We start from the raw sequence: 25,275 nt of genomic DNA, 5'->3' as shown, positions 1-25,275 counted from the left end.
AGGACCGCGGCCATCTGCGCGCCCGCCCTTTCCATCCATCGAGGAAACCGCATGGGAACCATCCATGTCATGCCGGTCGAGATCGGCTTCAAGCACTGCGATCCCGCCGGCATCGTGTTCTATCCGCGCTATGTCGAAATACTCAACGACGCCGTGGAGCACTGGCTCCGGCACGGCCTGGGCACCGGCTTCGCCACGCTGCACGGCGAGCGGCGCATCGCCATTCCCATCGTCAACCTGCAGGTCGATTTCATTGCTCCCAGCAGGCTGGGGGAAGACCTCGCCTGCGCGCTGCGGATCGACGGCGTGGGCCGCACCTCGCTGAAGATCACCATCGAATTGCGCCGCGCCGGCCACGACGAGCCGGTCCGGCTGCGCGCCGCGCTGGTCCTGGTGTTCGTCGACATGCACACGATGCGGCCCATCGAGGTGCCCGAGGACGTCCGCCGCGCCATCGAGACGGGCGGCTACTGGCAGGCCTGAGCGGCCCGACCGGACGCCGCGCGCGTCAGTCGACCGTGATGCCCTTGGCCTTGATCAGCCGGCCCATGACCTCGGTCTCCCTGCGTATGGCCGCGGCCGCCTCCGCCGGCGTGGTCGACATCGGCTCCAGCCCCGCCTCGGCGATCATCCTTTGCATGCCAGCCGAATGGGTGACGGCCTGGATCTCCCGGTTCAGCCGTTCGACGATGGACGCCGGGGTCCCGGCCGGCACCCAGAAGCCAAGCGACGTGAATATCTCCACGCCCGGATAGGACTCCGCGACGGTCGGTACGTCGGGCAGCACCGCGCTGCGCCGGTTGCCCGTGTAGGCGATGGCGGTCAGCTTGCCCGACCGGATGGCCGGCAGCGCCGAGACCGGCGGCTCGAATCCCAGCATCACGTGCCCCGCCATGACGTCCGGCAAGGCCGCGCGCTTGTAGGGGACGTGCAGCAGCCGTGCTCCCGACGCATCCTGCAACAGCTCGAACCCCAGGTGGGCGGTACTGCCCGATCCGTACGAAGCGTACGAGATCCTGCCCGGCTCGCGGCGCGCCGCGGCCACCAGGTCCGGCACGCTCTTGATCGGCACCGCGTTGTTGGCGACGATGAACGAGCCCCCGCGCAGCGCCTGCGTCACCGCGACGAAATCGGCCTGCGGATCGTAGGGCAGCCGGCTGAACAGGAAGGGCGTGATGGCGAACGGATTGCTGGTCGAGAACAGCACGGTATAGCCGTCCGGCCGGGACTTGGCGACGGCATCGGTCCCGGTCACCGACAAGGCGCCGGGCTTGTTCTCGACATAGACCGGCGTATTCAGCGCTTCCGACAGGCGCTCGGCATAGGCCCGCGCGAACAGGTCCGACCCGACGCCGACCGGACTCGGCGTGATGATCTTGATCGGATGGCCGGGCCAGGGCGCCTGCGCCGGCGCGGGGGTCGCGACGGCTTGCAGGGCCGCGGCAAGCAGGAACGGAACGAATGTACGCATGGGTGTTTCCTGATGTCGTTTCAAGGCGTCCCGGCTCTCCGGCCGGGCATCGGCCAACAACGCGCCTACGCGCGGGGATAGGCGCAACCATCCAGCCCCGGCACGACGACGCGCGCCGGATCGTTGCCATGGGCCTGCAACTGGTCGACGGCGTAGTCGGCCACGCACCCCGACAACAATTGCCGGGGATCTTCCAGCACGACCCGCAGGCGCGTGTTCATCGCCAGCCAGTCGTCGGGCCCGGCGATCGCCGGCAACTCGGCCACTTCGGTGGTTCCGGGCGTCAGGCGCGGATGGGCGGCCGCCGCGGGGGCGAAACGCGGGTAGCCGTCGTACATCAGGGGCCCCAGGTCGCTGACCGTGCGCGTGCGCGACCACAGCTGCCGCAGCGGCGATTCGAACGCGCGCGCCGCCGCCGCGGCTTGCGCCGGATCGGCCGGCAGCTCGGGACTGGGCACGTGGGGCGCGATGAGCACGCGCTCCAGCGGCAGCCGGTAGCGCGAGGCCGCGCGTATCGACGCGCACACCGAATTGGAGGTCCAGGTGACGCCGGCGGTGGGCCTGCCCTGCTTGCCGACGATCAGCGCCATGCCGCGGTCCCAGTCGATCGCGTGCCGGTCGAACCAGCCGATGATGCGATGTCCGGTATCCAGGCCGACCAGGAAGAAGGTCGCGATCATGACCGCGTTCATGGGCTCGGTCGCCCCTATGGCCCCGCCCTTCGCCTCGAGATAGTGCTCGCGCATGTCCTGCGCGGTAAAGCCGGCCGGTTCGCGCAAGGCCCGTTCCAGGTAGCGCAGCGTCATGGCGCACGCGTAGTCCACCATGTCGGCGATGGCCTGCTCGCGCCCGCGATACGCCGCCACCGCGATCTCGTCGCGCCACAGCGCCGCCGAGTTGGCGGCCCGGACCGCCCGCGTGGCCGCCATCATGCGCCGCGCCTCGCCCTGCCACGCCTGGCCATCGGGATCCAGTTCCCGCATCTTCAGCAGCGACGCCACCGCCGGCCCGAGGTGCGAAACCGCCGCCAGTTCCTTGAACCCCCGGTTGAACAGACGATAGCCCTGGACTTCCGGCGCCCGCCCGGCGCCCGGATACAGCACGATGTCGGTACTGGTGGCGACGATCAGCGGATCGCCCGCCATGGCCGCGCCCGTCATCGCGGCCAGCTTCGCGCCCAGGCTGTCGGCCGCGGCCGTGTAGGTTTCATACAGGCGCAGGAAGTCGGGATTCTGGTACGACGGATTCATGTCTTTTCCTTTTCATCGCCGCCCGGCGCGGCCGGGTCGATCTCGTAGATCCGGGTCGGCGTGCGAAAGCGCACGTCCGGCGACAGGCTGTTCGCCACCACGAGATAGCGTTTGCCGTCGCGGTGGAAGTACGCCGCGTCGGTACCGCCACGGGTGGCGAACGATACGGCGGGAACCAGCCTGTCATCGGCGAACCGGTAGATGACGGACGCCAGGTCCGTGACGGGAGCCTCGCGGGTGCCGCGCAGGAAATTCACCACCACCAGCGCCTGGATGTCGTCCAGCCACGCGAACTCCCGGCCGCCTGGACCGGACACCACCTGATGGGGCACGAACCGGTTGTCCGTCCACCGGTACAACAGCGTGTCGCCGAGCAGATTGCAGAAGGCCAGCCAATGCCGCCCGCCCGTCACGAAATGACAGAAGGCACGCCCGCTGTTGCCGTCCAGGTCCTGGAAGTGCTCGAACGATGTGCCGTTCCAACGCAGCAGCCGCGACGGCCGGACATGGTCGGCGTAGGCCAGCAGCTGGTGGCCGTCGACTTCGATGCCGGCCCAGTTGTAGCCCCAGGCGGAATCGATGCGCTGGAAGACGGAGAAGTCCCGGCCGTTCCATTCGTACAGGGTCGACATGTCCTCCGGGGCCGGCGTCTCGCCCGGCCCGGCCACGCACTGGGCCAGCGCCAGGAAATGCCGCGCGCCGATCCCTACGTGCTTCCATTGCTTGGCCGCGAAGCTCGGCACCCGCTGGAAAGGCAGGAAACGCCCGCCTTCCACTTCGAAGATGATCGACCCCGGCCGCATGTCGTAGGGGCCGGAGCCGGACCGGAGGCAGGCCACGGCCAGGAAGGCGCGCTCGCCGATGCGGAAGAACTCCGCGTCCTCGCCCCCCGGAGCGTCCAGGGTCGCGTGCGGCACGAAGCGGCCCCCCTCCCAGCGGTAGACCAGCACCTGCGTATCGCTGTCCCCCGCCGTCATGTCGGCGGGCCTGCCTTCGACGTCGCGCGCCAATTGCGGCACGGCCAGGTAGCGCGCCCCCTCGTGCTCGAACGTGGCCGCGGCCCGCGCCCCCGACGTATCCAGCTCCTGGATGCAGCGCAATCCGATCATGGCCGTCTCGCCGCGGGAAAGCCGAACAGCCTGGCGGGATTGTCGACGAGGATGCGCCGCAGCCCCTCCGGCTCTGGGACCCAGTCCGCCAGCAGGTTCAGCAGACTCCCCGTATCGAGGTCGCCGTCGGGAATGTGCGGCCAATCGCTGCCCCAGATCACGCGGTCGGGCAGGGTCTCGACGATGGCCCGGGCCAGCGGGCGCAGTCTGGCGTAGTTGCGGTCCTTGGCCAGGCGATAGGGACCGGACAGCTTGAACCAGCCGCGCCCCTCGTGCGCCGCCCGCAGCAGGCGGTCGAAATCCTCGCGGGTCAGGCCATCGGCCTCGAGCATGTATCCCATGTGGTCGATGACGAAGTCGGCGTCGATCGACGGCAGGAACGGAATCAGGTCGCGCACCACCGATCCCGGGGTATAGAACTGCACGTGCCAGCCGAGGCGCGAGGCGCGGCGCACGCTGCGCTCGATATACGCCCGCAGTTCCCTGCCCGGCAACCGGGCGCGCAGGAAGAGGTCCAGCCTGAGCGCGCGCACGCCTCGCTCGTGCATGCGCGCCAGCGCTTCGTCCTCGATGTCGTCGTCGATCATGGCCACGCCGCGCGCGCGGTCGCCGCGGCGCTCCAGCGCATCCAGCATGCAGCGGTTGTCGGTGCCGTAGTAGCTGGGCTGCACGATCACGTAGCGTTCCACGCCCAGCGCCTCCAGCGCTTCTTCCAGCTTCGATCGCGCGCCGTCTGGCAGCGTGTAATGAGGATGCGGAACGCGCGGATAGCGGTCGGCCGGCCCGAATACGTGCACGTGGGCATCGCAGGCGCCCGCCGGCACGTCGAAACGGGGACGCTCCAACGTGGAAGACGCGCGCATGGGCGTGGAGACAAGCATGGAATCTGTCATGGCGGAACCGTGGTGGATCAATCGAGATGAACGCGCCCGCTCGCGGCGACGCGCCGGTTGCGGTCGAGTTCGGAGGAAATCGCCTCGCGCATCGCCGCGGGGTCGTAGGCCTGGGGTTCGAAGCCCTGGCCTTCCAGGGCCAGACGCAGCCCCGGCTCGGCCATCGCGTCGCGCAGCGCGCGCCCGACCGCGTCCTGCTGGGCCGCGGGCGCGCCCGCCGGCATGGCCAGCCCCACCCATGAGCGATAGGTGTAGCCGCGCAGCGCGGGCAGACCCGATTCGGCGTAGGTCGGCACGCCGGGCAGCAACTCCCATCGCCGCGCGCCCGTCGCCGCCAGGGCGCGAACCCTGCCGCTTTGGACGTAGGGCACGATGGGTGCGGTGACATAGACCATCATGTCGACTTCACCGGCCACGAGCGCGTTCATGGCCTGCGCCTCGCCCTTGTAGGGCACGTGCCGCGCCGTGATCCCCAGCGTCTGCAACAGTTCCTCGCTCTGCAGGTGCAGGCTGGTGCCCACGCCGAAGGAAGCGTAGGTCAGCCCGTCGGGATGGGCCTTCGCAAAATCGACCAGCCCCGCGAGATCCGCCACCGGCAGGCCCGCGCGAACGGCCAGCACCCCCGAGTTCGCCGCCACGATGGCCAGGGGCGTGAAATCCTTCAGCGGGTCGTAGCCCACGGCGCGGTCCACCACCGGGTTCACGGTCAGGATGGACGGCGAAACCGCCAGCAGCGTCTGGCCATCCCGGGGCGCGCGCAGCGCCGCCTGGGCGCCGATCTTGCCCGCCGCGCCCTGGCGGTTCTCGACCACCACCGGCGCGTCGAGCCGGGGTTGCAGATATTGGGCGACCACCCTTGCCACGCGGTCTATCGGCCCGCCGGGCGGCGTCGGCACCACGATGGTGACCGCGCGCTGGGCATGGACCGGCAGGCCCCCCGCCATCAATGCGAGTGCCAGGGCCAGTGCCCCGCACCCTCTACGCCCGGGCCGCATCGCCAGTCTCCAGGGAAGCAAGGGCCAGGTCGACGCGCTCCCGCATCGCCGCGGCCAGCAGATCGCTGTCTATGCCGGTCATCATGAACGGCGCGGCGCCGCGCGCGATCAAATCCGCCACATAGCGGACATCGGCGACGCCGCCTATGGCCAGCGGCTTGCCCGCCCTCAGGCATGCGCGCAACGCCGCTTCGTGCGCCTCGCGCACGAGGGGATGCGTGGCCTCCCCAGGCACGCCCAGCTCCGCGCACAGATCGTTGGTGCCGATCGCCAGCAGGTCCACGCCGGGCACGCTCGCGATGGCCTCGGCATTCTCGATGCCGAGCGGGCTTTCCAGCAGCACCTTGACGAGGGTGGCACGGTTGGCGGTGGCATAGAGCTCCGCCGCCGGCACCCGGCGGTATCCCACGCAGGGCAGCGTCGCGATGGCCGACCGGTGCCCCAGGGGCGGGAAACGGCAGGCGGCCACCAGGTCCGCCGCCTGCCCGGCCGTCTCCACCCGGGGAAAAATGATGCCCGAGGCTCCCGCGTCCAGCAGCCGCCCCACGACGCCGTACTCGCGCTCGGGCACCCGGACCAGCGCCGTCAACCCCAGGTCCGCGGCGGTTCCGCAAAGCGCCCCCGCGACGTCCACGGGCATGGCGCTATGCTCCAGGTCCACCCAGACGGCATGGTGCCCCGTGGCCCGGGCCCACCGCACGACATCGGGCGTGCGCGCGCACCGCAAACCCAGCGCGGCCACCGGCAGCCGGCGCGCCAACCTGTCGATGACGGGGTGGACGGCGCCTGCCGGGGAGTTGTCTCGTTGATCCATTTTTTGCTCTCGCCTCCTCGATGCCCCGCATCCTATGCCTCCTTTTTGATATTCTGAAATACAATTTATAGGGGGTTTTTGATATCCTGAAGATATGATCGAACTGCGTCACCTGCGCTACTTCATCGCCGTCGCGGAAGAACTCAACTTCACGCGCGCCGCCCAGCGGCTGCACATGGCCCAGCCGCCGCTCAGCATCCAGATCCGCGCGCTGGAAGAAGAACTCAAGGTGCAATTGTTCGAACGGGACAAGCGGCGCGTGGCGCTGACCCAGGCGGGCCGGCATTTCCTGGAGCGCGCCCGCGGCATCCTGCGCCAAGTGGAGGATGCGAAGGGAGAGGCCCGCAGCGCCGCCTCCGGCGAGATCGGCGCCATTTCGCTGGGCTATACCGCATCGTCGATGCTGTCCTCGCTGCCGTCCATCCTGCGGGATTTCCAGCTCTCCCATCCGCGGGTGCACATGGACCTGCACGAGATGACCTCGGTCGATCAGCTCGATGCCGTCAACGCGCGCACGCTGGACCTGGCCATACTCCGGCATCCCGGGGTGGAAATCCCGGCCGGCATCGCCATCGAGGAATGGCTGCGCTCGCCGCTCGTGGCCGCGATTCCCGCCGGCCATCCCCTGGCGGCCGCGCCGCTCCACATAGGCGACCTGCGCGACCACCCGCTCGTCATGTATCCGCGCCAGGCCGGCATAGGCCTGTACTGGAAGGTCCAGGACCTGTGCGCGAAAGCCGGATTCCGGCCGCGCATGGTCCAGGAAGCCCGCGAGGCCTCCACCATCATCGGGCTGGTCGCGGCCGGCGTGGGCATCGCCATCGTGCCTTCGCACACGCAGTGCATCGCGCTGGAAGGAGTGGTCTATCAGCGCATCCTGGACAAGGACGCGGTATCGCCGCTGCACCTGGCCTACCGCGAGGCCGATCAGGGCGCCCATTTGCGCAAGTTACTCGTTCTTCTGCGCGCACGCCGGAAAATGTAACGCGGCCGTCATTGCCTGCCATCCGCCAGCCATGTGTATCCGTTCGCTAGCAGGCAGTTTTTTCTACTCGGGCCACGCGGCCTTTTCTTCCCGCTCCCCAGGGAACCGAATCCCGCACGCAGCCGCGGCTCGGGAGCCTTTGTTGTACCGGAGGCGACTCCCTTTTCCCGGGCATGCCGCTTTTTTGCGAAAAAAAAGATAAGCCCTTTCTAACAACTGAGACATCCTGCAAACTTCCGATAACACACGCCACCTATACTCGCTCGCGCAATTACAACGGGAAGAGCATGATTGTTTTCATTGCCATCATCGCTGTCATCGGCGTAGGGATCCTCGTCATCAAGGTTCGCCAGCGGGCGAAGTCGCGTGAAGCCGCCCGTGAAAGATACGGCAAGCAGTGCCCCGGCTGCGGCAAATATGTGCACCCCGCCGCGGCCATCTGCAAGCACTGCTACGCCCGGCTGCCGGCCTCCAGGACCTAGGCTGAATCGACATCCGGCGTCCTGGCCCGCGACCGCCGCCGGGTACCGCCGCGGTCCCTGGCCGGTGGGGCGGGGCGAGCCGGGGCTAGGTATGCTCCAGGATGTCGAACCCGGCGTAGCGGTCGACCATGTAGATTCGATGCTGGTCGTCGACGAATACATCGTTGGTCTGCGGCGCGGCCTTGCCCGCCGCCGGGTGAGGAATGAAGTACCCCGCTTCGCGCGGCGACATGGGATTGGCGACATCCACCACGCGCAGGCCGCCTGCGAACCATGCGCAATAGACCAGAGTCCCCCGCCGCTGCTCCTGGAACTGATGCGCGCCGAAGCGTCCTGGCGTGGCGCGGCTCCAGGGTGAGTCGAGTTCACTGACTTCGTAGCTCGACAGGGCCTTGATATTCGACAGGTCGGTTACGTCCAGCACCCACAGGCAGCCGTGAGGCCGGCCTCGACGCCGGTCCAGTTCCTCGTCGTCGTGGGCATGGTCCTCTTCATCGATGGCCAGCGCGATCCTGCGTCCACCTATGGGCTGCTCCAGCGGCATGAAGGTATGCGAGGGCTCGGGAAAAGGCGGGTGATAGTTGAAACTGCCCAGGGTGGCCGGCTTGCGGATGTCCTTGACGTCGATCACCGCCACGCCGCCATGCCACAACCCCGCCCACAGTTCGTCCCCGTAGCGCAGCGCGTGGTGCAGCCGGTTCCTGCGCCCGGACCAGGCCGGGGTTTCGCCGCCGGCGATGTGCTGCCCGGGTATCCACCAGCGCGAGACCTCCTCGGGCCGGCTGGGGTCGCGTATGTCGTAGGTGACGAGGATGTTGCCGACGTAGCCGTCCATCTCGGTGGAAATGTAGGCGTAGTTCTCGTCCATGTCGAAGCGGTGCACGCCTATGCCGCCGGTCTTCTGGTGGACGAGCAGCCGGGGCCGGGTCTTGTCCGAAATGTCGTAGACCTTGAAGCCGCCGCGGTCGTAGGGCCGGCGTTCGGCTTCCTCGACCTTGGGAATGTCGGCCGCGTCCACGTTCAGGGCATGGGCCAGCTCGGCATGGGTCGCGTCGCGGCCCAGCGTTTCGCGCAGCCGCGCGCGCAGGCCGGGGAGCTCTTCCGCCTTGCGGCCGATACGGGTCATGTTGCGTTCGTTGTTGACGATCATGATGTCGCCCACCACGCGCGCCTTGTGGGTGTGCGACTCCGGGTCGTCCAGGTGGATCTGGCTGACGACCACGGGCTTGCGCGGATCCGAGATATCGACGATGGAGGTTCCCAGCTGCGCCTTGTTGGGAATATGGCCGACATACGCATACTTGCCGGCGACGCACACCTGGCCGGCGCCTGGCAGCTCCAGGCGGGAAAGACGGGCGATGTTTTTCGAGAGTTGTACCGGATCTGACACAGACTTCCCCTTATGACGCTGTCGTGCGCGATTGACCGCCGGCGTCGTCGAAGCCGTATAGCCGCGCCGGGTTGTGCACAAGAATTTTTTCCCTCGTCGCGGCATCCGGGACCCACGTTCGCAGCAGGTCGCAGAGCGCGCCATCGTTGGGCATGGGTCCCTGAACCATGACATGGGGCCAGTCGCTGCCCCACAGCACGCGATCGGGAGCCTGGGCGACGATTTCCGCCGCCAGCGCGTCGACGTCGCGGTAAGGCAGGGGCTGGTGCGAAATGCGATAGGGCCCGGTCAGCTTCACCCAGGCCTTGCCGCGCCGCATGAGGCGTATCAGTCCGGCCATGCCGGGCGCATCCGGCCCGCTGCCCGGGTGCGGATAGCCCATGTGCCCGAATACCAATGGCGTGGGCAGGTCGTCCAGCAGCGCCTCGACGCCGGGAAATTCGTCGGCGTGCATCAGCAGTTCCAGATGCCAGCCCAATGGCGCAATGCGGTCGGCCAGCCTCCGCAATGCCGGCAGGGGCAGCTCGCCCTTGCCGTCTTTCCTGTCGACGATGTTCACCCGCAGGCCCCGCACGCCCAGTTCGTGCATGCCGGCAAGGTCCACGCCGGTATCGTCGGGATCGATGACCGCCACGCCGCGCAGGTCCGGCCCCGCCGCGCGCAGGGTATCCAGCAGCAGCCGGTTGTCCGTGCCGTATACGCTGGGCTGGACCAGTACCGCCCGGCTTGCGCCCAGGGTGTCCAGCATGCGCCGGTACTGCTCCAGCGGCGCGGCGGGCGGGGTGTAGACGCGCCGGGGATCGTAGGGGTAGGCATGCGCCGGCCCGAACAGGTGCGCGTGGGTATCGCAGCTGGCGGCGGGCAGGCGGAACGCCGGCCGGCGCGTATGGGGGTCGGCGGCCGCGCACAGCGGGGCATCGCCGGTATCGGCTGCATGCGAACTCATTCGACGCGGGCCCCGGAATCCTTGACCAGCCTCGTCCATTTGGGGGTTTCCGACTTGATGAAATCGGCAAAGGCCTGGGTAGTGCCGGGCGCGGGCTCGACCCCCAGCTCGCGGAACTGGGCCCGGATCTCCTTGCTGTCCAGCGCGTGCCTTATCTCCTGGTTGATGCGCTCGACGATGGCGGGAGGCGTGCCGGCCGGGACGACGATGCCGTGCCACGTCTCGGCCACGAAACCGTCGAAACCCGCCTCGATCATGGTCGGCACATCCGGAAACTCTTGCATGCGCTTTGCGCTCGTCACCGCCAGGGGGCGCAGGCGGCCCTGGTTGATGTATGGCACCACCGAAGCGGCCGTGGCGAACATCAGCTGCACCTGGCCGGCGATCATGTCGGTCAGGGCCGGCTGGGCGCCCTTGTACGGAACGTGCTCGATCTTCAGGTCGGCCGAAGTCACCAGCCATTGCCCCACCAGGTGCGCGGCGGCTCCGGCGCCCGACGACGCATAGTTCAGTTCGCCGGGCTTGGACCGTGCGAGCGCGACCAGCTCGCGCACCGACCTGGCCGGAACGTTGCTGTTGACCACGAGAATGCTGGGCTGGACTCCCACCAGCCCCGCCGCGGCGAAATCCTTCTCGGGGTCGAAGGGAAGATTGGCGTAAAGCGCGGCGTTGGTGGAAAGAATCGAGTTGTTGCCGAACAGCCAGGTATAGCCATCGGCGGGGCTGCCGGCCACGGCCGCCGCGGCAATGTTGCCGCCGGCGCCGGGCCGGCTGTTGATGACGATGGGCTGCCCCAGGCGCTCGCTCATCTGCTTGGCCATGGCTCGCGCCAGGATGTCGCTGGGCCCGCCGGGGGTAAAGCCCACGACCAGGCTGATGGGCTTGCTGGGCCAGGCGGTCGCGGATTGGGCGAGGCACTGTGCCGCGGGAAGGGCCACGAACAGCGTCAGCGCCGCATATCGCTTCAATAGCATTGGGAGTCTCCTCGCGCCGGTTTTTTAGGAATGGGGACGCGAATCTATGGTGGCCCAAGCCCGGGACGCGAGCAACGCGCAGCGGTGAACACACTGTTCACCAGGAGAACCGATCAGACGAAGCTCAAGCCCTTGTCCCAATAGGGCGAATCTCCGAATTCGGCGCACAGGAAGTTGACGAAGGTCTGCACGCACTGGGGCTGGGTGGGATTGGGAAGATAGGCGGCATAGAGCACGAGCGGCGCCAGGCTGTAGCCGGAAAGCAGACGGACCAGCTTGCCCGAACGCACGTATTCGGCGGCCACCATCGACGGCATGGCGCCGATGCCCAGGCTCTGCAATGTGGCGACCAGCACGCCGTCGGCATTGTTCGCCTTGAAATTGCCTTGCACCCGGACCGCATGCCGGGCGCCGTCCTGGTCGTGGAAAACCCATTCATTGCGGGGGTTGGCGGTGCGGACCAGGCAATTGTGGCTGGCCAGGTCATCGGGCCGCAGCGGCGCGGCGTGGCGCGCCAGATACGACGGGCTGGCGCAGACGATCTGCCGCAGCGGCGCAAGCTTGCGTGCCACCAGCGACATCAGCCGCGGCTCCTCGGCCTGGCGCACGATGACATCGGCATCGCCCGATATCAGGTCGGCGAATTTCTCGCTCAATTCGAGCTCCACCGAGATGTCCGGATGATTGGCCAGGAATCGGCTGATGGCCGGCACCAGGTGCAGGCGCCCGAACGCAATCGAGGCGCTGACCTTGATCAGCCCTCCCGGCGTGCTGCGAAAGTGTTCGAGTTCGTGCCGCGCCAGGTCCGCATGCGATACCAGTTGCTGGCAGCGCTCGTAGAAAACCGCCCCGGCCGGCGTCAGCCCCAATTTCCGGGTGGTGCGGTTCAGCAGCTTGACGCCCAGCGTGTGCTCAAGGGCGGCCACACGCTTGCTGACCAGCGCCTTGGAGACGTCGAGCCGTTCAGCCGCCCGGGAAAAACTCCCCGCTTCGACGATGGCAGCGAATGTGACGAATTCGTTGAGATCGAGCATGGCCGGCGAAGTGCTGGGTGCTAGGGCTTGCGGAATTTCAACACGAACCCGTCGGCCTCCCCGATCGCGGCGTAGCGTTCGCGGTCCTTGTCGCCCAGCCGGAAGGTCGGGGGCAGCGTCCAGACGCCCGCCGGATGATCCTTGGTATCACGGGGATTGGCCAGCGCCTCCGAACTGCCGGCGAAGACGAAGCCCGCCTGCTGCGCGAGCCGTATCGCATAGTCCTGCCGCACGTAGCCGTCGGCCGCGCGCGGATCCTGGGGTTTGTCGGTCCGGCCCCGGTGGGCCTCGATGCCCAGGATGCCGCCCGGCTTGAGGGCCCGGTAGAAGGCGGCCATCACGTCCTCGGCATAGCCGTCGTTCATCCAGTTGTGCAGGTTGCGGAAAGTCAGCACGATATCGGCGCTTCCCGGCGGGGCGATGTCGTAGCGGCCCTTGCCGAAAGCCGTCACCCGGACCCGGTCGTACCGGGCGGGATCGGCATCCAGCTTGGCGCGGAAATTCCGGTAGTACTCCTGGTAGTAGGCGCGGCCCCCGCCGTCCTGGGGATACTGGGCCGCGTAGTAGGTCCCGCGCGGCTTCAGGTACGGCGCGAGAATCTCGGTCCAATAGCCGGCCCCGGGCGAGATCTCGACCACGGCGGCGTCCGGCCGCAGCTCGAAGAAATGCAGCACCTCGTAAGGCTTGCGGGCGGAATCGCGGGCGGCGAACGCCGGCGTGCGCGCCGGGCTGGCGATGGCCTGCTTCAGCGCCGCGTCTTCCCCCACGGGCGCGACGGCGCATCCGGCGCCGGCCAGCGACACTCCAACGACCGCGACAAGGGCTTTGAATGACATGCGAAAGACTCCTGTGGACGAGGACCATGCACCGGAGGGAGCACAATCCGTGGCTGCGCATACAATGGCGTCGTTCCACGTTTTAACACCGGCCCGCCCAGGCGGGCCATGCCAAGCCCGCATATCGATCTGCATTTTCCACCGCGGGCCCACCCCGCGGCCGAAAGGCAGTCCCCACCGGGGCCGCGGCGCCTTTTTCCTTTCCCCTCATGATCTCAAACGCATGCGGCGTCGATTTCGGGACGTCCAACTCCACCGTCGGCTGGCACCGGCCCTCCGCCCCCTCCCTGCTGCCGCTGGAAGACGGCCAGCCCACCTTTCCCTCCGCGGTCTTCTTCCACGCCGAGGATATCGACACCAGTTTCGGGCGCGCGGCGGTCCGCGACTACCTGGAAGGCTATGACGGCCGGCTGATGCGGGCCCTGAAGAGCCTGCTGGGCACGCCGCTCATGGAGGGCCATACCGAGGTCCAGGGCCGGGCACTGCCGTTCCGCCTGCTGCTCGCCCGCTTCATCGGGGAACTCAAGCGGCGCGCCGAGCGCGCGGCCGGCAGGACCTTCGACCAGGCCGTGTTCGGCCGTCCCGTCTTCTTCGTCGACGACAATCCGCGGGCGGACGCGAAGGCCCAGGAAACCCTGGCCGACATCGCCCGCGAGGTGGGCTTTCGCCATGTCGAATTCCAGTACGAACCCATGGCGGCCGCATTCGACTACGAGTCGCAGATCACGGGCGAGGAACTGGTGCTGGTGGTGGATATCGGGGGCGGCACGTCGGACTTCACGCTGATACGCCTGAACCCCGCGCGCGCGGCCGATGCCGACCGGCGCGCGGACATCCTCGCCAATGGCGGGGTCCACATCGGCGGCACCGACTTCGACAAGTACCTGAGCCTGCGCACCGTCATGCCGCTGCTGGGATTGGGCAGCCGCCTGGCCAGCGGCAAGGAGATGCCTTCGACGCCCTACTTCAACCTGGCTTCCTGGCACACCATCAACCAGGTCTATGCCCGCAAGTCGGCCACCATGCTGGCCGAGCTGTTCCACGAATCGGCCGAGAAGGACAAGCTCGCCCGGCTGCTGGAACTGGTCAAGGAGCGCGCGGGCCACTGGGTGGCCTTCCAGGTCGAGGAAGCGAAGATCGCGCTGGCCGCCGAGCCCGAGGCCCGGATGGACCTGGGCCGCGTCGAGCCCGGACTGGTCCAGGTGGCGACGCGCGCCGACCTGGATGCCGCCATCGAACACCTGGTGGACCGGATCGGCGGGACGATCGCGGGGCTGCTGGACACCGCCGGCGTTGCCGCGCGGGCGGTCGATACGGTGTTCTTCACGGGGGGATCGAGCAGCGTGCCGCTGCTGCGCAACCGGGTCGCCGCCCTGCTGCCCGCGGCGCGCGCGGTCCAGGGAGACACGTTCGGCAGCATCGGAACGGGCCTGGCCCTGGACGCCGCGCGGCGCCTGGGGTGAAGCGCCGGCCGGGGCTCAGCGCCCCGGCACCTGCTCGCTCTCGACGGTCATGTCGAGCACGTAGGCATGGCGCGACGCGTCGGCCGGCGGGTTGGCGACGGTATAGCGCTTGACCCGCAGCACGTTGCGCACGCCCGCCGTGTGGGTGTAGCCCTGGATATTGCCGTAGAAGGCCTCCCAGTCGCCATAGCCCTGCTTGATGCCGGCGGCGTCGTAGCTGACCGTGCGCACACGCATGCACTTCATGTTCGGGATCAGGGGATGGCTGCACGGCACCAGGTCGGGGGCCACCTCCAGGAACATGGTCTCGCCCGCCGAGCCATAGCGCGTCTGGTCGGTGGGCGTGCCAGCCAGCCGCCACTGGCTGCCGTCGGCAAAGGTCAGCTTCAGGGCGGGCGACGTCCCCGCTTCCGGCCGGGCGGCACCGTCCAGGATCTCCCAGCCCGACACCGTCGGCAGCCGTTCGGCCACGTCCCGCTCGTATCTCATCAGTGCCTGATCGGCGCACATGCGCAGCGTGCCGACCATCTGCGTAATGGACATCCGCGCCCCGTCGACACGGTAGCCGCCGCCCAGCATGTTGCACAGGCCGGCCACGGACACGCGCTCGCCGGCAAAGGTCAGTTGCAGCGCCTGGCCGCCATGGGTGTTCACGGCATCGGGCTGGGGAGCGCCCGTTGCATTCAGCGCCTGCTGCAGGCGCCAGTGATAGGCCGTCAGGATCGAGGCATCCGCCTTGGCGCCGGGACCGCCCGCCGCGCCGCCCTGCTGGGCGCAGGCCGCCAGCCCCTGCACCACGGCCGCCGCGATCAGGATTTTCCAGTTCAATTTCATGGATATTCTCCTTCTTCTTGGGGCCATCAAGCGTAGCACCCCTCCGCGCCGTCACGAACGGCCGCGGTCCGGGGAGTGCTACAACTGCAATAATCGCCGCGCGCCCGCAACAAGTGCTGACAAAGAGGCGATGCCGGCGGCCCCCCGCACGCCTCTAACGCCTACGCATCCCCTCCTGCTGGATCCCGGACATGGCTCCTTCGCACTACTTCCTGGCCATCGGCCTGACCGTGGCCTTCTCCATCGGCACCGTCGCCCTGCACTACGAAGCCCTGCGCTTCATCTCCTCCATCCATCCGCGGCGATGGAGCGGACGGGCGAACATAGGCGTACTGATCTGCGCCATCATCGCCGCCCATTGTCTGGAAGGGCTGCTTTTCGGAGCCGGCTACTGGATAGGCGCCGAATGGCTGGGACTGGGACACCTGACCGGCGCGGCCGGCGCGGGTCCGCTGGCCTACATCTATTTCGGGCTGGAAACCTTCACCACCCAGAGCCTGGGCGACATCTTTCCCACCGGGCCATTGCGCCTGCTGGCCTCGGTGGAACCCCTGGTCGGCCTGATCCTGATCGGCTGGTCCACCTCGTTCACGTTCATTCTCATGCGGCGCAACTGGCGAGAGCGCCGGGACGGCGGCGACGAGCGCTGACCGCCCCCCCCCGCCGCGCCGGTTTCCGCCGCGTCAGACCCCCAGCCTGGAACGCAGCTCCTGGCGATAGGGACGCGATACCGACCACGGCTGGCCCAGTCCGCGCAGTTGGACGGTCCAGGGCCTGGAAGCGCCCCGCTCCAGCACCTTCACGTGCCCCAGGTTGATCAGCGCCGTGCGGTGGATACGCATGAAACTCTCCAGGGGCAGCAGCGCCGCCCAGGCGGACAGGGGCCGCATGTCCTTGACCGAATCGCCGCCCGCCAGCCAGATCAGGGAATAATCCCGCGCCGAACGGACGCCCAGGATGTCCGCCGGGGCCAACCCCCGCGTCCCGTGCCCCTGCCGCAGGTAAAGCAAGGGCTCGTAGAACTGCGCCTGCGCCCGACCGCACCCGGCATCCGTGCCGCCATAGCGGGCCTGCGCGATCAGGTCCGCGCACAAGAACAGGCCCAGCGCCTGCGCCGGCTGCCAGCGCACGGGCTCACGCGTCGCGTCGAAACCTATGCACGCGCGCAGGCGCCCTTCATGGAACACGGGCACGCAGAGCACGCTGCGGTCCTGCTGGCGCTGCATCTCCGCCCGCAAGGACCTTGCCGCCCGCGGCAGCCGCCCCACGTCGTGGATCATGACCGCGCGCTGCAGACTCAGCGCGCGATGCAGCCACGCGATCATGGTGACCGGCGCATCCTGCAGATCGCTCACATGCGACGGGATGGCGGACCGGCACCATTCATGGGTGTTGCGAAAGCGCAAGGCGCGGGCATCGTACTCGAACATCCATGCGCGATCGACCTGGGCCATCGCGCCCAGCGCCTGCAACGCAAGAAAGATGGCCTCGTCCTGGGGCCGGCTCATCAGGGCCAGGGCAACCTGGTGGACCCAGGCCCCCGGCGCGGGGGCCGCCGCGCATTGATCGCGCCCCAGGCTTTCGAACGATGCCGCGGTATCCATATCCTGCCTCTTCCCGCCCTATTTGCGAATGGCGTCCACACAAGCCTGCAGCACCGGGCGGACGGCCTTCACGAACGCCTGGAAAGGCGCGCCGGTACTGCTTTCCGGGCCCCGCCAGTTGTAGGTGAAGCAGAACGTGACCGGCACCCGGTCCACGATCATCTGGCCTGGAAAGCTGATGGTATGGAAATCGAGCCAGTCGATGCTGCCCCCCTTGCCATAAGCGATGATGTCCGCCGGCACCACCAGGGAAATGGCGTCGGCCATCGCCAGGATCCGCTTGAACTCCGTCATGGTCGCCGGTTGGGTGAAGAACTTCCCCGACAGCGACTGCCGGTACCACTCCACCAGTTCGGTCGCCGTGCTGAGCATCGACTGCTTGTCGTTGATCGCCTGCCGCGCATTCGGCAGGGAAGGCTTCGCCAGTTCCGCCATCAATGCCTCCCAGCCCAGGTCCACGCCGTCCGGGGCCCCGGTCAGGTACGAGAACAGGCGGCGCGTGGAGTCCGGGATCCGGGTATGCGTCAGTCCGGCCCGCGCGATCAACTGCCGCACCCGGTCCGCCCCGACCGCGGCGTAGGCCATGTCGGTGGCGGTATTGTCGCTGTGGGCGATCATCGCCTCGAGAGCGTACTTGGCGGGCAGCGTACCGTCCAGGTTGCCGAATACGGGACTGCCGGGAGAGCGGACCGCATCGCTGATGGTCTGCGGCATGTTCCCGGAAATACCGTTGTACGACGTTTCCGCGTCGATCACGAACTGGCCAAGAATGAAGGTCTTGACCGCGCTACCGATGAACAGCTGCCGATCCGGGTTGTAGCTCGCGCTCCAGGGCGCATTGGGAACGTCGGCGCGCACCAGGCAATGCGTGCCCTCGGGAGCCAGCGCGCCGAAGCCGGCCACCGCCTCGCGCACCGCGTCGCTGGCATTGCCGCCGGCAGCATTGGCGTCGCCGCCGCAGGCGGCAACCGCCTGCATCGCCAGCGCCGACGCGGTGAACTTGAAAAGCCGGCGGCGCTGCAGGCCGGCTGGGTCAATGGGAAATCGCATGATCGATGACACTCCGCGGGATGACGGGCCCGGTGCCAGCACCGGCAAGAAAGGAAGCGGCCCGCCGGCAAGCACCATGCGGAATGCTCGTGTACGGCGTGGATGTTGAAAGTCGCTACGGGGATTGTCAATCGATCGCAGCCCAATCGACATTTTCAGCCGACGAATCGACATGCGAAGAGACGCGGGAAATGAAAAAGGGCTAGTGGCTGCTAGCGCACTAACCCTTGGAATTCCTTGGCGGAGCGGACGGGACTCGAACCCGCGACCCCCGGCGTGACAGGCCGGTATTCTAACCAACTGAACTACCGCTCCGCAGCGGCATTTTTTACTGCTGCCAACCCGTGGCGGCTGGCGTCCCCTAGGGGATTCGAACCCCTGTACTCACCGTGAAAGGGTGATGTCCTAGGCCTCTAGACGAAGGGGACCTGGAACTACAGCAACGACTTCGTGGTGGAGGTAAGCGGGATCGAACCGCTGACCTCTTGCATGCCATGCAAGCGCTCTCCCAGCTGAGCTATACCCCCACGGTCACTGCCATCCACCTGGGTGGATGCCCGCAGAAACGTTTTTCAAGCGGGACCTGGATTATAGCCATATTTCTGCTTGCGAGTCCACGCAGGGCGGCACTCGAACCCAAGCATCTCACCCGTGTTCTCAATGCGTGGACACAGCCTCTTCGATGGTCTTCGCAATCCATTGATTGAGGCTTTCGCCTTCCGCCGCCGCGGCAATGCTCGCGGCTTCGTGTACCTTCGCGGAAACACGCAGATTGAACTTCCCTGAAAAGTGCTTGCGCGGCTCAATGCCACGCTCCTCACATATATCGAGAAAGACCTTGAGCGATGCCTTCCCTTCGCGAACGAGGCCGGGAACATCCGACGCGTAGAAGTCGGCCCCACCATTGAGTCCGACGGACTCTCCCCGGAACATCTGGATTTCCGGGTCAAATTGGATAACTGCTTGATAGCCGTCGATGTTCATCACATTCTTCATGGCTTGACGCCTGATTCTTCGAGCCATTTGCGGATGGAAGCAACAGCGCCTTTGCCCTATGGCCGACCACTTCACTCCGCCTGGGGTCGGACGGGAGAAGATCAGTTCCAGCGTGCGCCGATGCTTGGCTTTCATTTATGGGAAGTACCACATTTTGGTACCAAAACCCAAGACTCGAAAGCTTGATGGGCCCCAAGAATGTCGGAGCGGAAAAGCAAAAACCCTGCTAAACACGGGATTTAGCAGGGTTTTCTGATTCTTGGCGGAGCGGACGGGACTCGAACCCGCGACCCCCGGCGTGACAGGCCGGTATTCTAACCAACTGAACTACCGCTCCGCAGCGGCATATTTTTACTGCTGCCAGCCTGTTCGGCTGGCGTCCCCTAGGGGATTCGAACCCCTGTACTCACCGTGAAAGGGTGATGTCCTAGGCCTCTAGACGAAGGGGACCCGGAACTACAGTACTGCACAACTTCTTCTTGGACTGGTGGAGGTAAGCGGGATCGAACCGCTGACCTCTTGCATGCCATGCAAGCGCTCTCCCAGCTGAGCTATACCCCCGTCCTGCGAAGAAGCGAGATTATGCACGGTTTTTAAACCGCGTGCAAGCGGGCCAGCACTTTCTCACGACCAAGCAATGACAGGACCGCATCGATGGCCGGCGTCTGCGCCCGCCCCGTCACGGCCACCCGCAGCGGAATGCCAAGCGCCGGCATCTTGACGCCGTGTTTGGCCAGGGTTGCCTTCATCAGCGCCGAAATCTGCTCGCGGGTCCATTCGATCTTGCCGGCCTCCTGCGCGAAGTCGCGCAGGATCGCGCGCGCGCCATCGGTCAGGTGCTGCGCGACCAGTTCTGGCGGCGTGGCGGCGGCATCGAATTCGCCGCAGAACAACATGGCGTCGTCGGCCAGTTGCTCGAGCGTTTCGGCCCGCTCCTTGAGCAGCGCCATGATGGCCGGCAGGTCCCCGCCGTCGACTGCCCCACCGCGCCTGGCGATGCGCGGCGCGACGCGCGCGGCCAGGTCGGCGTCGGTGCTGTGCTTGATGTAGTGGGCGTTGACCCAGTTGAGTTTCTTGGGATCCCACTGCGCCGCGGACTTCGACAGGCTGCGGGTATCGAACCACTCGACCAGTTGCTCGCGCGTGAAGATCTCGTCGTCGCCGTGGCTCCAGCCCAGGCGCGCGAGGTAGTTGATCATGGCTTCCGGCAGGTAGCCCTGGTCGTCGTACTGCATGACGCTGACGGCGCCATGGCGCTTGGACAGTTTCTCGCCGTCGGGCCCCAGGATCATGGGCACATGGCCGTATTCCGGCAGCGTCGCGCCCAGGGCCTTCAGGATGTTGACCTGGCGCGGCGTATTGTTGACGTGGTCGTCGCCGCGGATGACGTGGGTGATGCCCATGTCCCAGTCGTCCACCACCACGCAGAAGTTGTAGGTGGGCGTACCGTCGGGCCGGGCGATGATGAGGTCGTCCAGCTCGGCGTTGGCAATGGTGATGGGGCCCTTGACCAGGTCGTTCCAGGTGACGTCGCCGTCCAGCGGATTGCGGAAACGCACGACGGCCTTGCGGCCCGCGGGCACCGGCGGCAGGGTCTTGCCCGGCTCGGGCCGCCATGTGCCGTCGTAGCGCGGCTTGCGCCCTTCGGCGCGGGCGCGCTCGCGCATGGCTTCGAGTTCGTCGGGCGAACAGTAGCAGTAGTAGGCCGTGCCGGCGTCGAGCATGCCCGCCAGGACTTCGCGGTAGCGGTCCATGCGCTGCATCTGGTAGAACGGGCCTTCGTCGTGCTCCAGCGCCAGCCACTCCATGCCGTCCAGGATGGCTTGCACCGCCTCGGGCGTGGAACGCTCCAGGTCGGTGTCCTCGATCCGCAGCACGAAGGTGCCGCCATGATGGCGCGCGAACGCCCACGAGAACAGGGCCGTGCGCGCGCCGCCCAGGTGCAGGAAGCCCGTGGGCGACGGCGCGAAACGAGTGCGGACCGCGGAGTTGCGGCCGGACGACGAGGAATCGGTGCTCATAGGAAAACGGCTCTTGTCCTGATGTGAATACTGGGCGCGCGAGGGGCTCGACCGGGGTAGTATTGTATTGCAGCCGATCCGTACGCTCCCGAGCCGCCACGAACCGCCGCGTCCTCGTCCTGAAAGGAGGGCCATGTCCCGGCACGCCCTGTCTCCGCTGTTCGATCCCCGCTCGCTGATCACCGTCAGCGTCCGGCCGCTGCCGCTGATGGCGTCCCTGCCCGCCGAGTTGCGCGCCCGGACCACCGAGCTGCGGCTGGACGAACGGCAGGCCTGCGTCCTGCCCGCGGAACTGGCCCAGGCGGCCGAGCGGCCCGATCTCGCGGTGGTCGCCGTCCCCCGCGACGCACTGCGGACCACGCTGGAGACGCTGGCGCCCGCCCGGCCGCGGGCGGTGGCCGTCCTCACGCACGAACCCTCGCGCGACGACAACGACTTCTGCCGCGCCTGGGCCTCGGCCCACGACTGCGTGCTGCTGGGGCCGCACAGCTTCGGGCTGCAACGGCCCCACGCCGGCCTCAACGCCAGCGTGCATCCCTTGCTGGGGCGCTCGGGCCGCGTCGCCCTCGTCACGCAGTCCCGCTCCATCATGGCGGTAGTCATGGACTGGGCCGACGACAACCGGACCGGCTTCTCGACCGTGGTTTCCCTGGGAGCCGAAGCGGCGCTGGATGTCCCCCGCGTGCTGGACTTCCTCGTGGCCGACGCGCGCACCGACAGCATCGCGCTCTACCTGGAGGATGTGCGCGATGCCCGCGAGTTCATGAGCGCGATCCGCGCCGCCGCCAGCGTCAAGCCGGTGGTGGTGCTCAAGGCGGGCCACCCGGGCCGCGAGCGCACCAGCGTACGGCCGCTGGGCACGGACGATGCCGCCCCCGCCGTGCCGGCGGGACCGCCCTCCATATCGCCCGACATGGTCTTCGACGCCGCGCTGCGCCGCGCGGGCGCGGTGCGGGTCCGCTATTTCGTGCAACTGTTCTCGGCGGTCAAGGCGCTGGGTTTCGCCAAGTTGCCCAGCGGCCGGCGCATCGCGGTGCTGGCCAACGGCAGCGGCCCGGCGCAATTGGCGCTCGACCAACTGGGACCGGGCCGGCCGGCCATGCGCGCGGAACTGGGCGAGGACACGCGCCGGCAACTGGCGGCCACGCTCAGCGCCAATGCCTGGACCGACAATCCCGTGGTCGAATTCTCGGCGCCCGACCCCCAGGCCTGCGCGCGGGCCGTGCAGGCCATCGTCGCCGACGCCGGGGTAGACGGCGTGCTGGCCGTGCTGTCGCCCGATCCCGAGGCCGACATGCGCGCGGTGGCGCAGGCCCTGGCCGCCACCGCCCCCAAGGCGCCGAAGCCGGTCATCACCTGCTTCATGGGCGATGCCGCCATGCGCCCGCTGCGCCGCATCCTGGACGATGCCGGCTCGCCCTCCTTCCGCACGCCCGAGGCGGCGGTGGACGCTTTCGGCAACCTCGCCACCTATCACTACAACCAGCAGTTGCTGCTGCAGACCCCGCCGCCCGAACCACCGGGCCAGGAACCCGACCTGGCCGGCGCGCGCATCCTGCTCGACGGCGCCCGCCGGGAGGGACGGCTGACCCTGACGGAACCCGAGAGCAAGGCGTTGCTGGCGGCCTTCCACATTCCGGTGGTCCAGGTCCTGCTGGCCCGCACGCCGGCCGAAGCCGTGATCGCCGCCCAGCAGATCGGCTTTCCGGTAGCCATCAAGATCGACTCGCCCGACGTGGTGCGCAAGTCGGCGGTCCGCGGCGTGCACCTGGACATCCGCAACAGCACCGAGCTCGTCACGGCCTACCATCGCATGCTGGCGAATGCCCATGCGGCCGCGCCGCAGGCGTACATCGAAGGCATCACCGTGGAAGCCATGGCCGGACCTCCCGGTTCGGCCAAGGTCTCCATGGGCGTGGCGCGCGACGCGCTGTTCGGGCCGGTGATCCGTTTCGGATCCGCGCGCTCGCGCAGCGAAAACCCCTCCAACCGCAGCCTGGAGCTGCCGCCGCTCAACGGCTTCCTGGCGCGCCGCCTGATGGAACGTTCGCCGGTATGGCGCTACGCGCTGGCGGACCAGCTCTCGCCACGCGCCCACGACGCGCTCGAAGACGTGCTGGTCCGCATATCGGAAATCGTCTGCGCGCTGCCCGACATCGAGACCATCGACATCGATCCGGTCATGATCGACGGCGACCGGGTCGTCGCGGCCGACACCCGCATCACCCTCACGCGCGAGACCGCGGGCGAGGCCGACGCGGGCCTGGGCGGCTATGCCCACATGGCCATCCATCCCTACCCCGCCCGCCTGGTCAGGCACCTGCAATTCAAGGACGGCTCGCCCTACACCATCCGCCCCATCCGGCCCGAGGACGCGGCGCCGCTACAGGACTTCACCCGCGAGTTGTCCGAGCACACGCGCTATATGCGCTTCATCTCGTTCATGCGCGAACTCTCGCCGCGGACGCTGGCGCGCTACACCCAGGTCGACTACCACCGGGAACTGGCCCTGGTGGCCACCATCTGGGAAGCCGATCCCGACCACCCCGGCGAACTGCGCGAGACCGTCATCGGCGTGGCGCGCTACCTGCTCAACGCCGACGGCGAGAGCGCCGAGTACGCGCTGGTCATCGGCGACGCCTGGCAACGCCGGGGGCTGGGCATCCAGTTGATGACGACGCTGGTGGATGCCGCGCGCCAGCAGGGGCTGGCCGTCATCGAGGGCGTGGTGCTGGGCAACAACCGGCCGATGCTGGCGCTGATGGACCGGCTCGGGTTCCATATCGACATGGACCCCGACGACTTCAGCATGCGGCGGGTGTGGCTGCGCCTGCAGAGCGACGGCGCCACGGCGGGCGGCCCGGCGGGCTAGCGCGGGCCACCGCCGTCCTGCGTCGCCAGGACGGCGACGAATCCCAGCGCGGCCAGCGCGACCAGCCCTGACACGGCAAAACCCAGCGCCGCGCCGTGCGTCAGCAGCCCCGCGCCCAGCGCGGTTCCCAGCGCGATGCCCAGGTAGATGCAGGAAGCGTTCAGGGCCACCACCAGCGGAGCCTCCTGCGGCGCGGCATTGGTCAGGCGCAGTTGCTGCGGCGGCGTCTGTCCCCAACTGCTCATGCCCCAGACCAGCACCAGCAGCCCCACCGCCGCGTCATGCCCGGCGCCGGCCGCGGCCAGCCACGCCATGGTGCCGAATGACGCGGCCATGGCCACGTAGGCGGCGATCGACACCGGAGTGGGTCCCCAGCGATCGGCCCCGTACCCCGCAAGCAGATTGCCCAGCACCGCCCCGGCGCCGTAGCAGAGCAGCATCATGCCGATGCGCCCGTCGGCGACCCCCAGGGCCTGCAACGCGGGCACGCTGTAGGCGTAAACGATGTAGCAGGCCGTCATGCCGACCACCGTCAAGGGCAGCACCCAGGCCACCGCGGGCCGGCGCAGCACCGCCAGGCGCACGCGCAGCGGCGAACGCGCCTGCCCCGGCAAAGCCGGCATGATCAGCGCCACCCCGGCACAGGCCAGCGCCGCCAGCGCGGCCACCATGCCCAGCGCCGTGCGCCAGCCGAACCAATGGCTGACCAGATTGCCCAGCGGCACCCCCAGCGCGGTCGCCACCGTCAACCCGCCCGTGACCAGCGAAAACGCCCTCGCCCGCAACGCCGGCCGCACCAGCGCCCCACCCGCCGCCGTGGCCGTCGGCGTATAGGCCGCCGCCCCCACCGCCGCCAACGCGCGGCTGGCCAGCAGCGTCCCGATATCCGGCGCCAGCGCCGACAGCAGATTGGCCACCGCCAGCACCACCAGCGCCCCGACCAGCACCCGCTTGCGCGGCCACGGCGCCGTGGCCGTCGCCAGCACGGGCGCCAGCAACGCATAAGTCGCCGCGAAAACCGTGACCGACAGCCCCGTCACCGAATTCGACGCCTGCAACGACTGCGCGATCGAAGGCAGAAACCCCGACACGATGAACGCATCCGTTCCCACCGCGAACGTCCCCAGCGCAAGAATGGCAACCGACCCCAAGCCCTGCGCCGGCAAGGCCCCGGCAGGCGAAGAAGAGCTACGCGTCATGATGAAGAACTCGACAAGAGCGAGGCGACGCCTCAATTCTGGACATCTTATATCCAG

General features: G+C 68.0%; 23 protein-coding genes and 6 tRNA genes. 6 read left to right on the top strand and 23 right to left on the bottom strand.

Translation table 11 applies throughout. From position 1 onward, the window contains the following. Nucleotides 1–51 precede the first annotated feature (51 nt). Complete coding sequence (locus AC1Q6E_RS22440) at nucleotides 52–483, top strand: acyl-CoA thioesterase (protein WP_492573547.1); 432 nt, start codon at nucleotides 52–54, stop codon at nucleotides 481–483. Between the two features lie 25 nt (nucleotides 484–508). Here the strand turns inward: AC1Q6E_RS22440 and AC1Q6E_RS22435 are convergent, their stop codons facing one another. From AC1Q6E_RS22435 to AC1Q6E_RS22410, 6 genes are all read right to left on the bottom strand, one after another. Next, the gene (locus AC1Q6E_RS22435; RefSeq protein WP_492573546.1) at nucleotides 509–1,471 is read right to left on the bottom strand and encodes a Bug family tripartite tricarboxylate transporter substrate binding protein; all 963 of its coding nucleotides are present in this window, start codon (nucleotides 1,469–1,471) and stop codon (nucleotides 509–511) included. Between the two features lie 65 nt (nucleotides 1,472–1,536). Then, nucleotides 1,537–2,721: a DUF5624 domain-containing protein gene (locus AC1Q6E_RS22430; RefSeq protein WP_492573545.1), complete on the bottom strand. Its 1,185-nt coding sequence runs from the start codon at nucleotides 2,719–2,721 to the stop codon at nucleotides 1,537–1,539. Next, on the bottom strand, nucleotides 2,718–3,830 hold the full coding sequence (locus tag AC1Q6E_RS22425) for a hypothetical protein (protein WP_492573544.1): 1,113 nt from the start codon (nucleotides 3,828–3,830) through the stop codon (nucleotides 2,718–2,720). Before AC1Q6E_RS22425 ends, AC1Q6E_RS22430 begins: the two co-directional genes overlap by 4 nt. Next, entirely contained in the window at nucleotides 3,827–4,711 is an 885-nt protein-coding gene (locus tag AC1Q6E_RS22420; RefSeq protein WP_492573543.1) for an amidohydrolase family protein, read from the bottom strand. Before AC1Q6E_RS22420 ends, AC1Q6E_RS22425 begins: the two co-directional genes overlap by 4 nt. Before the next feature lie 29 nt (nucleotides 4,712–4,740). Beyond that, nucleotides 4,741–5,718: a tripartite tricarboxylate transporter substrate binding protein gene (locus tag AC1Q6E_RS22415; protein ID WP_152794165.1), complete on the bottom strand. Its 978-nt coding sequence runs from the start codon at nucleotides 5,716–5,718 to the stop codon at nucleotides 4,741–4,743. Then, nucleotides 5,702–6,532: an HpcH/HpaI aldolase family protein gene (locus AC1Q6E_RS22410; RefSeq protein ID WP_152794163.1), complete on the bottom strand. Its 831-nt coding sequence runs from the start codon at nucleotides 6,530–6,532 to the stop codon at nucleotides 5,702–5,704. Before AC1Q6E_RS22410 ends, AC1Q6E_RS22415 begins: the two co-directional genes overlap by 17 nt. A gap of 94 nt (nucleotides 6,533–6,626) precedes the next feature. Between AC1Q6E_RS22410 and AC1Q6E_RS22405 the strand changes: the two genes are divergently transcribed. Further along, on the top strand, nucleotides 6,627–7,517 hold the full coding sequence (locus tag AC1Q6E_RS22405; protein WP_296559116.1) for a LysR substrate-binding domain-containing protein: 891 nt from the start codon (nucleotides 6,627–6,629) through the stop codon (nucleotides 7,515–7,517). 287 nt (nucleotides 7,518–7,804) lie between these two features. Beyond that, nucleotides 7,805–7,999, top strand: a complete 195-nt coding sequence (locus AC1Q6E_RS22400; RefSeq protein ID WP_296559113.1) for a PhlB family protein — start codon at nucleotides 7,805–7,807, stop codon at nucleotides 7,997–7,999. Nucleotides 8,000–8,084: 85 nt separating this feature from the next. On the opposite strand, the gene AC1Q6E_RS22395 is transcribed toward AC1Q6E_RS22400, so the two are convergent. The 5 genes from AC1Q6E_RS22395 to AC1Q6E_RS22375 all read right to left on the bottom strand — a co-directional run bounded on the left by AC1Q6E_RS22395 (nucleotide 8,085) and on the right by AC1Q6E_RS22375 (nucleotide 13,179). Further along, entirely contained in the window at nucleotides 8,085–9,389 is a 1,305-nt protein-coding gene (locus AC1Q6E_RS22395; RefSeq protein WP_296559111.1) for an LVIVD repeat-containing protein, read from the bottom strand. Between the two features lie 10 nt (nucleotides 9,390–9,399). Next, complete coding sequence (locus AC1Q6E_RS22390; RefSeq protein WP_152794154.1) at nucleotides 9,400–10,335, bottom strand: amidohydrolase family protein; 936 nt, start codon at nucleotides 10,333–10,335, stop codon at nucleotides 9,400–9,402. Continuing rightward, nucleotides 10,332–11,309 (bottom strand): Bug family tripartite tricarboxylate transporter substrate binding protein, encoded by a 978-nt coding sequence (locus AC1Q6E_RS22385; RefSeq protein WP_152794152.1) that lies wholly within the window; start codon nucleotides 11,307–11,309, stop codon nucleotides 10,332–10,334. The genes AC1Q6E_RS22390 and AC1Q6E_RS22385 overlap by 4 nt, the downstream gene beginning before the upstream one ends. A 113-nt stretch (nucleotides 11,310–11,422) precedes the next feature. Further along, the gene (locus tag AC1Q6E_RS22380) at nucleotides 11,423–12,343 is read right to left on the bottom strand and encodes a LysR family transcriptional regulator (protein ID WP_152794149.1); all 921 of its coding nucleotides are present in this window, start codon (nucleotides 12,341–12,343) and stop codon (nucleotides 11,423–11,425) included. Between the two features lie 20 nt (nucleotides 12,344–12,363). After that, entirely contained in the window at nucleotides 12,364–13,179 is an 816-nt protein-coding gene (locus tag AC1Q6E_RS22375) for a class I SAM-dependent methyltransferase (RefSeq protein WP_492573542.1), read from the bottom strand. 209 nt (nucleotides 13,180–13,388) lie between these two features. Between AC1Q6E_RS22375 and AC1Q6E_RS22370 the strand changes: the two genes are divergently transcribed. Continuing rightward, entirely contained in the window at nucleotides 13,389–14,642 is a 1,254-nt protein-coding gene (locus tag AC1Q6E_RS22370; RefSeq protein WP_492573541.1) for an Hsp70 family protein, read from the top strand. Nucleotides 14,643–14,657: 15 nt separating this feature from the next. Here AC1Q6E_RS22370 and AC1Q6E_RS22365 read toward each other — a convergent pair whose 3' ends face one another. After that, nucleotides 14,658–15,476, bottom strand: a complete 819-nt coding sequence (locus tag AC1Q6E_RS22365) for an META and DUF4377 domain-containing protein (RefSeq protein ID WP_296559105.1) — start codon at nucleotides 15,474–15,476, stop codon at nucleotides 14,658–14,660. Nucleotides 15,477–15,667: 191 nt separating this feature from the next. On the opposite strand from AC1Q6E_RS22365, the gene AC1Q6E_RS22360 reads away from it, so the two are divergent. Further along, nucleotides 15,668–16,126, top strand: coding sequence for an ion channel (locus AC1Q6E_RS22360; RefSeq protein ID WP_152794141.1), 459 nt, complete (start codon nucleotides 15,668–15,670; stop codon nucleotides 16,124–16,126). Nucleotides 16,127–16,159: 33 nt separating this feature from the next. Here AC1Q6E_RS22360 and AC1Q6E_RS22355 read toward each other — a convergent pair whose 3' ends face one another. The 10 genes from AC1Q6E_RS22355 to gltX form a co-directional block, all read right to left on the bottom strand. Then, nucleotides 16,160–17,080 (bottom strand): LytTR family transcriptional regulator DNA-binding domain-containing protein, encoded by a 921-nt coding sequence (locus AC1Q6E_RS22355; protein ID WP_492573540.1) that lies wholly within the window; start codon nucleotides 17,078–17,080, stop codon nucleotides 16,160–16,162. 18 nt (nucleotides 17,081–17,098) lie between these two features. Then, nucleotides 17,099–18,130, bottom strand: a complete 1,032-nt coding sequence (locus tag AC1Q6E_RS22350) for a serine hydrolase (protein WP_492573539.1) — start codon at nucleotides 18,128–18,130, stop codon at nucleotides 17,099–17,101. A 238-nt stretch (nucleotides 18,131–18,368) separates the two neighbouring features. Further along, nucleotides 18,369–18,445, bottom strand: a tRNA-Asp gene (locus AC1Q6E_RS22345). 37 nt (nucleotides 18,446–18,482) lie between these two features. Then, nucleotides 18,483–18,558, bottom strand: a tRNA-Glu gene (locus AC1Q6E_RS22340). A gap of 23 nt (nucleotides 18,559–18,581) precedes the next feature. Beyond that, nucleotides 18,582–18,657, bottom strand: a tRNA-Ala gene (locus AC1Q6E_RS22335). A 130-nt stretch (nucleotides 18,658–18,787) separates the two neighbouring features. Next, nucleotides 18,788–19,261: a type II toxin-antitoxin system HicB family antitoxin gene (locus AC1Q6E_RS22330; RefSeq protein WP_492573538.1), complete on the bottom strand. Its 474-nt coding sequence runs from the start codon at nucleotides 19,259–19,261 to the stop codon at nucleotides 18,788–18,790. 125 nt (nucleotides 19,262–19,386) lie between these two features. Continuing rightward, nucleotides 19,387–19,463 (bottom strand) — tRNA-Asp (locus AC1Q6E_RS22325). A 37-nt stretch (nucleotides 19,464–19,500) separates the two neighbouring features. After that, a tRNA-Glu gene (locus AC1Q6E_RS22320) sits at nucleotides 19,501–19,576 on the bottom strand. A gap of 35 nt (nucleotides 19,577–19,611) precedes the next feature. Next, nucleotides 19,612–19,687: transfer RNA gene (locus AC1Q6E_RS22315), tRNA-Ala, on the bottom strand. Between the two features lie 32 nt (nucleotides 19,688–19,719). Next, the gene (gene gltX, locus AC1Q6E_RS22310; protein WP_296559529.1) at nucleotides 19,720–21,147 is read right to left on the bottom strand and encodes a glutamate--tRNA ligase; all 1,428 of its coding nucleotides are present in this window, start codon (nucleotides 21,145–21,147) and stop codon (nucleotides 19,720–19,722) included. A gap of 133 nt (nucleotides 21,148–21,280) precedes the next feature. Between gltX and AC1Q6E_RS22305 the strand changes: the two genes are divergently transcribed. Continuing rightward, entirely contained in the window at nucleotides 21,281–24,019 is a 2,739-nt protein-coding gene (locus AC1Q6E_RS22305) for a bifunctional acetate--CoA ligase family protein/GNAT family N-acetyltransferase (protein ID WP_492573537.1), read from the top strand. On the opposite strand, the gene AC1Q6E_RS22300 is transcribed toward AC1Q6E_RS22305, so the two are convergent. Then, nucleotides 24,016–25,218: an MFS transporter gene (locus AC1Q6E_RS22300; protein ID WP_492573536.1), complete on the bottom strand. Its 1,203-nt coding sequence runs from the start codon at nucleotides 25,216–25,218 to the stop codon at nucleotides 24,016–24,018. The genes AC1Q6E_RS22305 and AC1Q6E_RS22300 overlap by 4 nt on opposite strands. Between the last annotated feature and the right edge of the window lie 57 nt (nucleotides 25,219–25,275).

This window comes from Pigmentiphaga sp. MLSB6-MA01 (assembly GCF_058793475.1).
Note: the sequence above shows the minus strand (reverse complement) of the source record. Positions and strands in the feature narration are given on the sequence as shown.

Bases quoted from the DNA above. Each gene is read 5' to 3' on its own strand.
- AC1Q6E_RS22370 (WP_492573541.1), top strand. From the start codon at position 13,389: ATGATCTCAAACGCATGCGGCGTCGATTTCGGGACGTCCAACTCCACC.
- AC1Q6E_RS22300 (WP_492573536.1), bottom strand. From the start codon at position 25,218: ATGACGCGTAGCTCTTCTTCGCCTGCCGGGGCCTTGCCGGCGCAGGGC.
- AC1Q6E_RS22355 (WP_492573540.1), bottom strand. From the start codon at position 17,080: ATGGATACCGCGGCATCGTTCGAAAGCCTGGGGCGCGATCAATGCGCG.
- AC1Q6E_RS22430 (WP_492573545.1), bottom strand. From the start codon at position 2,721: ATGAATCCGTCGTACCAGAATCCCGACTTCCTGCGCCTGTATGAAACC.
- AC1Q6E_RS22350 (WP_492573539.1), bottom strand. From the start codon at position 18,130: ATGCGATTTCCCATTGACCCAGCCGGCCTGCAGCGCCGCCGGCTTTTC.
- AC1Q6E_RS22440 (WP_492573547.1), top strand. From the start codon at position 52: ATGGGAACCATCCATGTCATGCCGGTCGAGATCGGCTTCAAGCACTGC.
- AC1Q6E_RS22390 (WP_152794154.1), bottom strand. From the start codon at position 10,335: ATGAGTTCGCATGCAGCCGATACCGGCGATGCCCCGCTGTGCGCGGCC.
- AC1Q6E_RS22365 (WP_296559105.1), bottom strand. From the start codon at position 15,476: ATGAAATTGAACTGGAAAATCCTGATCGCGGCGGCCGTGGTGCAGGGG.
- AC1Q6E_RS22400 (WP_296559113.1), top strand. From the start codon at position 7,805: ATGATTGTTTTCATTGCCATCATCGCTGTCATCGGCGTAGGGATCCTC.
- AC1Q6E_RS22410 (WP_152794163.1), bottom strand. From the start codon at position 6,532: ATGGATCAACGAGACAACTCCCCGGCAGGCGCCGTCCACCCCGTCATC.
- AC1Q6E_RS22420 (WP_492573543.1), bottom strand. From the start codon at position 4,711: ATGCTTGTCTCCACGCCCATGCGCGCGTCTTCCACGTTGGAGCGTCCC.
- AC1Q6E_RS22385 (WP_152794152.1), bottom strand. From the start codon at position 11,309: ATGCTATTGAAGCGATATGCGGCGCTGACGCTGTTCGTGGCCCTTCCC.
- AC1Q6E_RS22380 (WP_152794149.1), bottom strand. From the start codon at position 12,343: ATGCTCGATCTCAACGAATTCGTCACATTCGCTGCCATCGTCGAAGCG.
- AC1Q6E_RS22425 (WP_492573544.1), bottom strand. From the start codon at position 3,830: ATGATCGGATTGCGCTGCATCCAGGAGCTGGATACGTCGGGGGCGCGG.
- gltX (WP_296559529.1), bottom strand. From the start codon at position 21,147: ATGAGCACCGATTCCTCGTCGTCCGGCCGCAACTCCGCGGTCCGCACT.
- AC1Q6E_RS22415 (WP_152794165.1), bottom strand. From the start codon at position 5,718: ATGCGGCCCGGGCGTAGAGGGTGCGGGGCACTGGCCCTGGCACTCGCA.
- AC1Q6E_RS22435 (WP_492573546.1), bottom strand. From the start codon at position 1,471: ATGCGTACATTCGTTCCGTTCCTGCTTGCCGCGGCCCTGCAAGCCGTC.
- AC1Q6E_RS22375 (WP_492573542.1), bottom strand. From the start codon at position 13,179: ATGTCATTCAAAGCCCTTGTCGCGGTCGTTGGAGTGTCGCTGGCCGGC.
- AC1Q6E_RS22405 (WP_296559116.1), top strand. From the start codon at position 6,627: ATGATCGAACTGCGTCACCTGCGCTACTTCATCGCCGTCGCGGAAGAA.
- AC1Q6E_RS22330 (WP_492573538.1), bottom strand. From the start codon at position 19,261: ATGAAAGCCAAGCATCGGCGCACGCTGGAACTGATCTTCTCCCGTCCG.
- AC1Q6E_RS22305 (WP_492573537.1), top strand. From the start codon at position 21,281: ATGTCCCGGCACGCCCTGTCTCCGCTGTTCGATCCCCGCTCGCTGATC.
- AC1Q6E_RS22360 (WP_152794141.1), top strand. From the start codon at position 15,668: ATGGCTCCTTCGCACTACTTCCTGGCCATCGGCCTGACCGTGGCCTTC.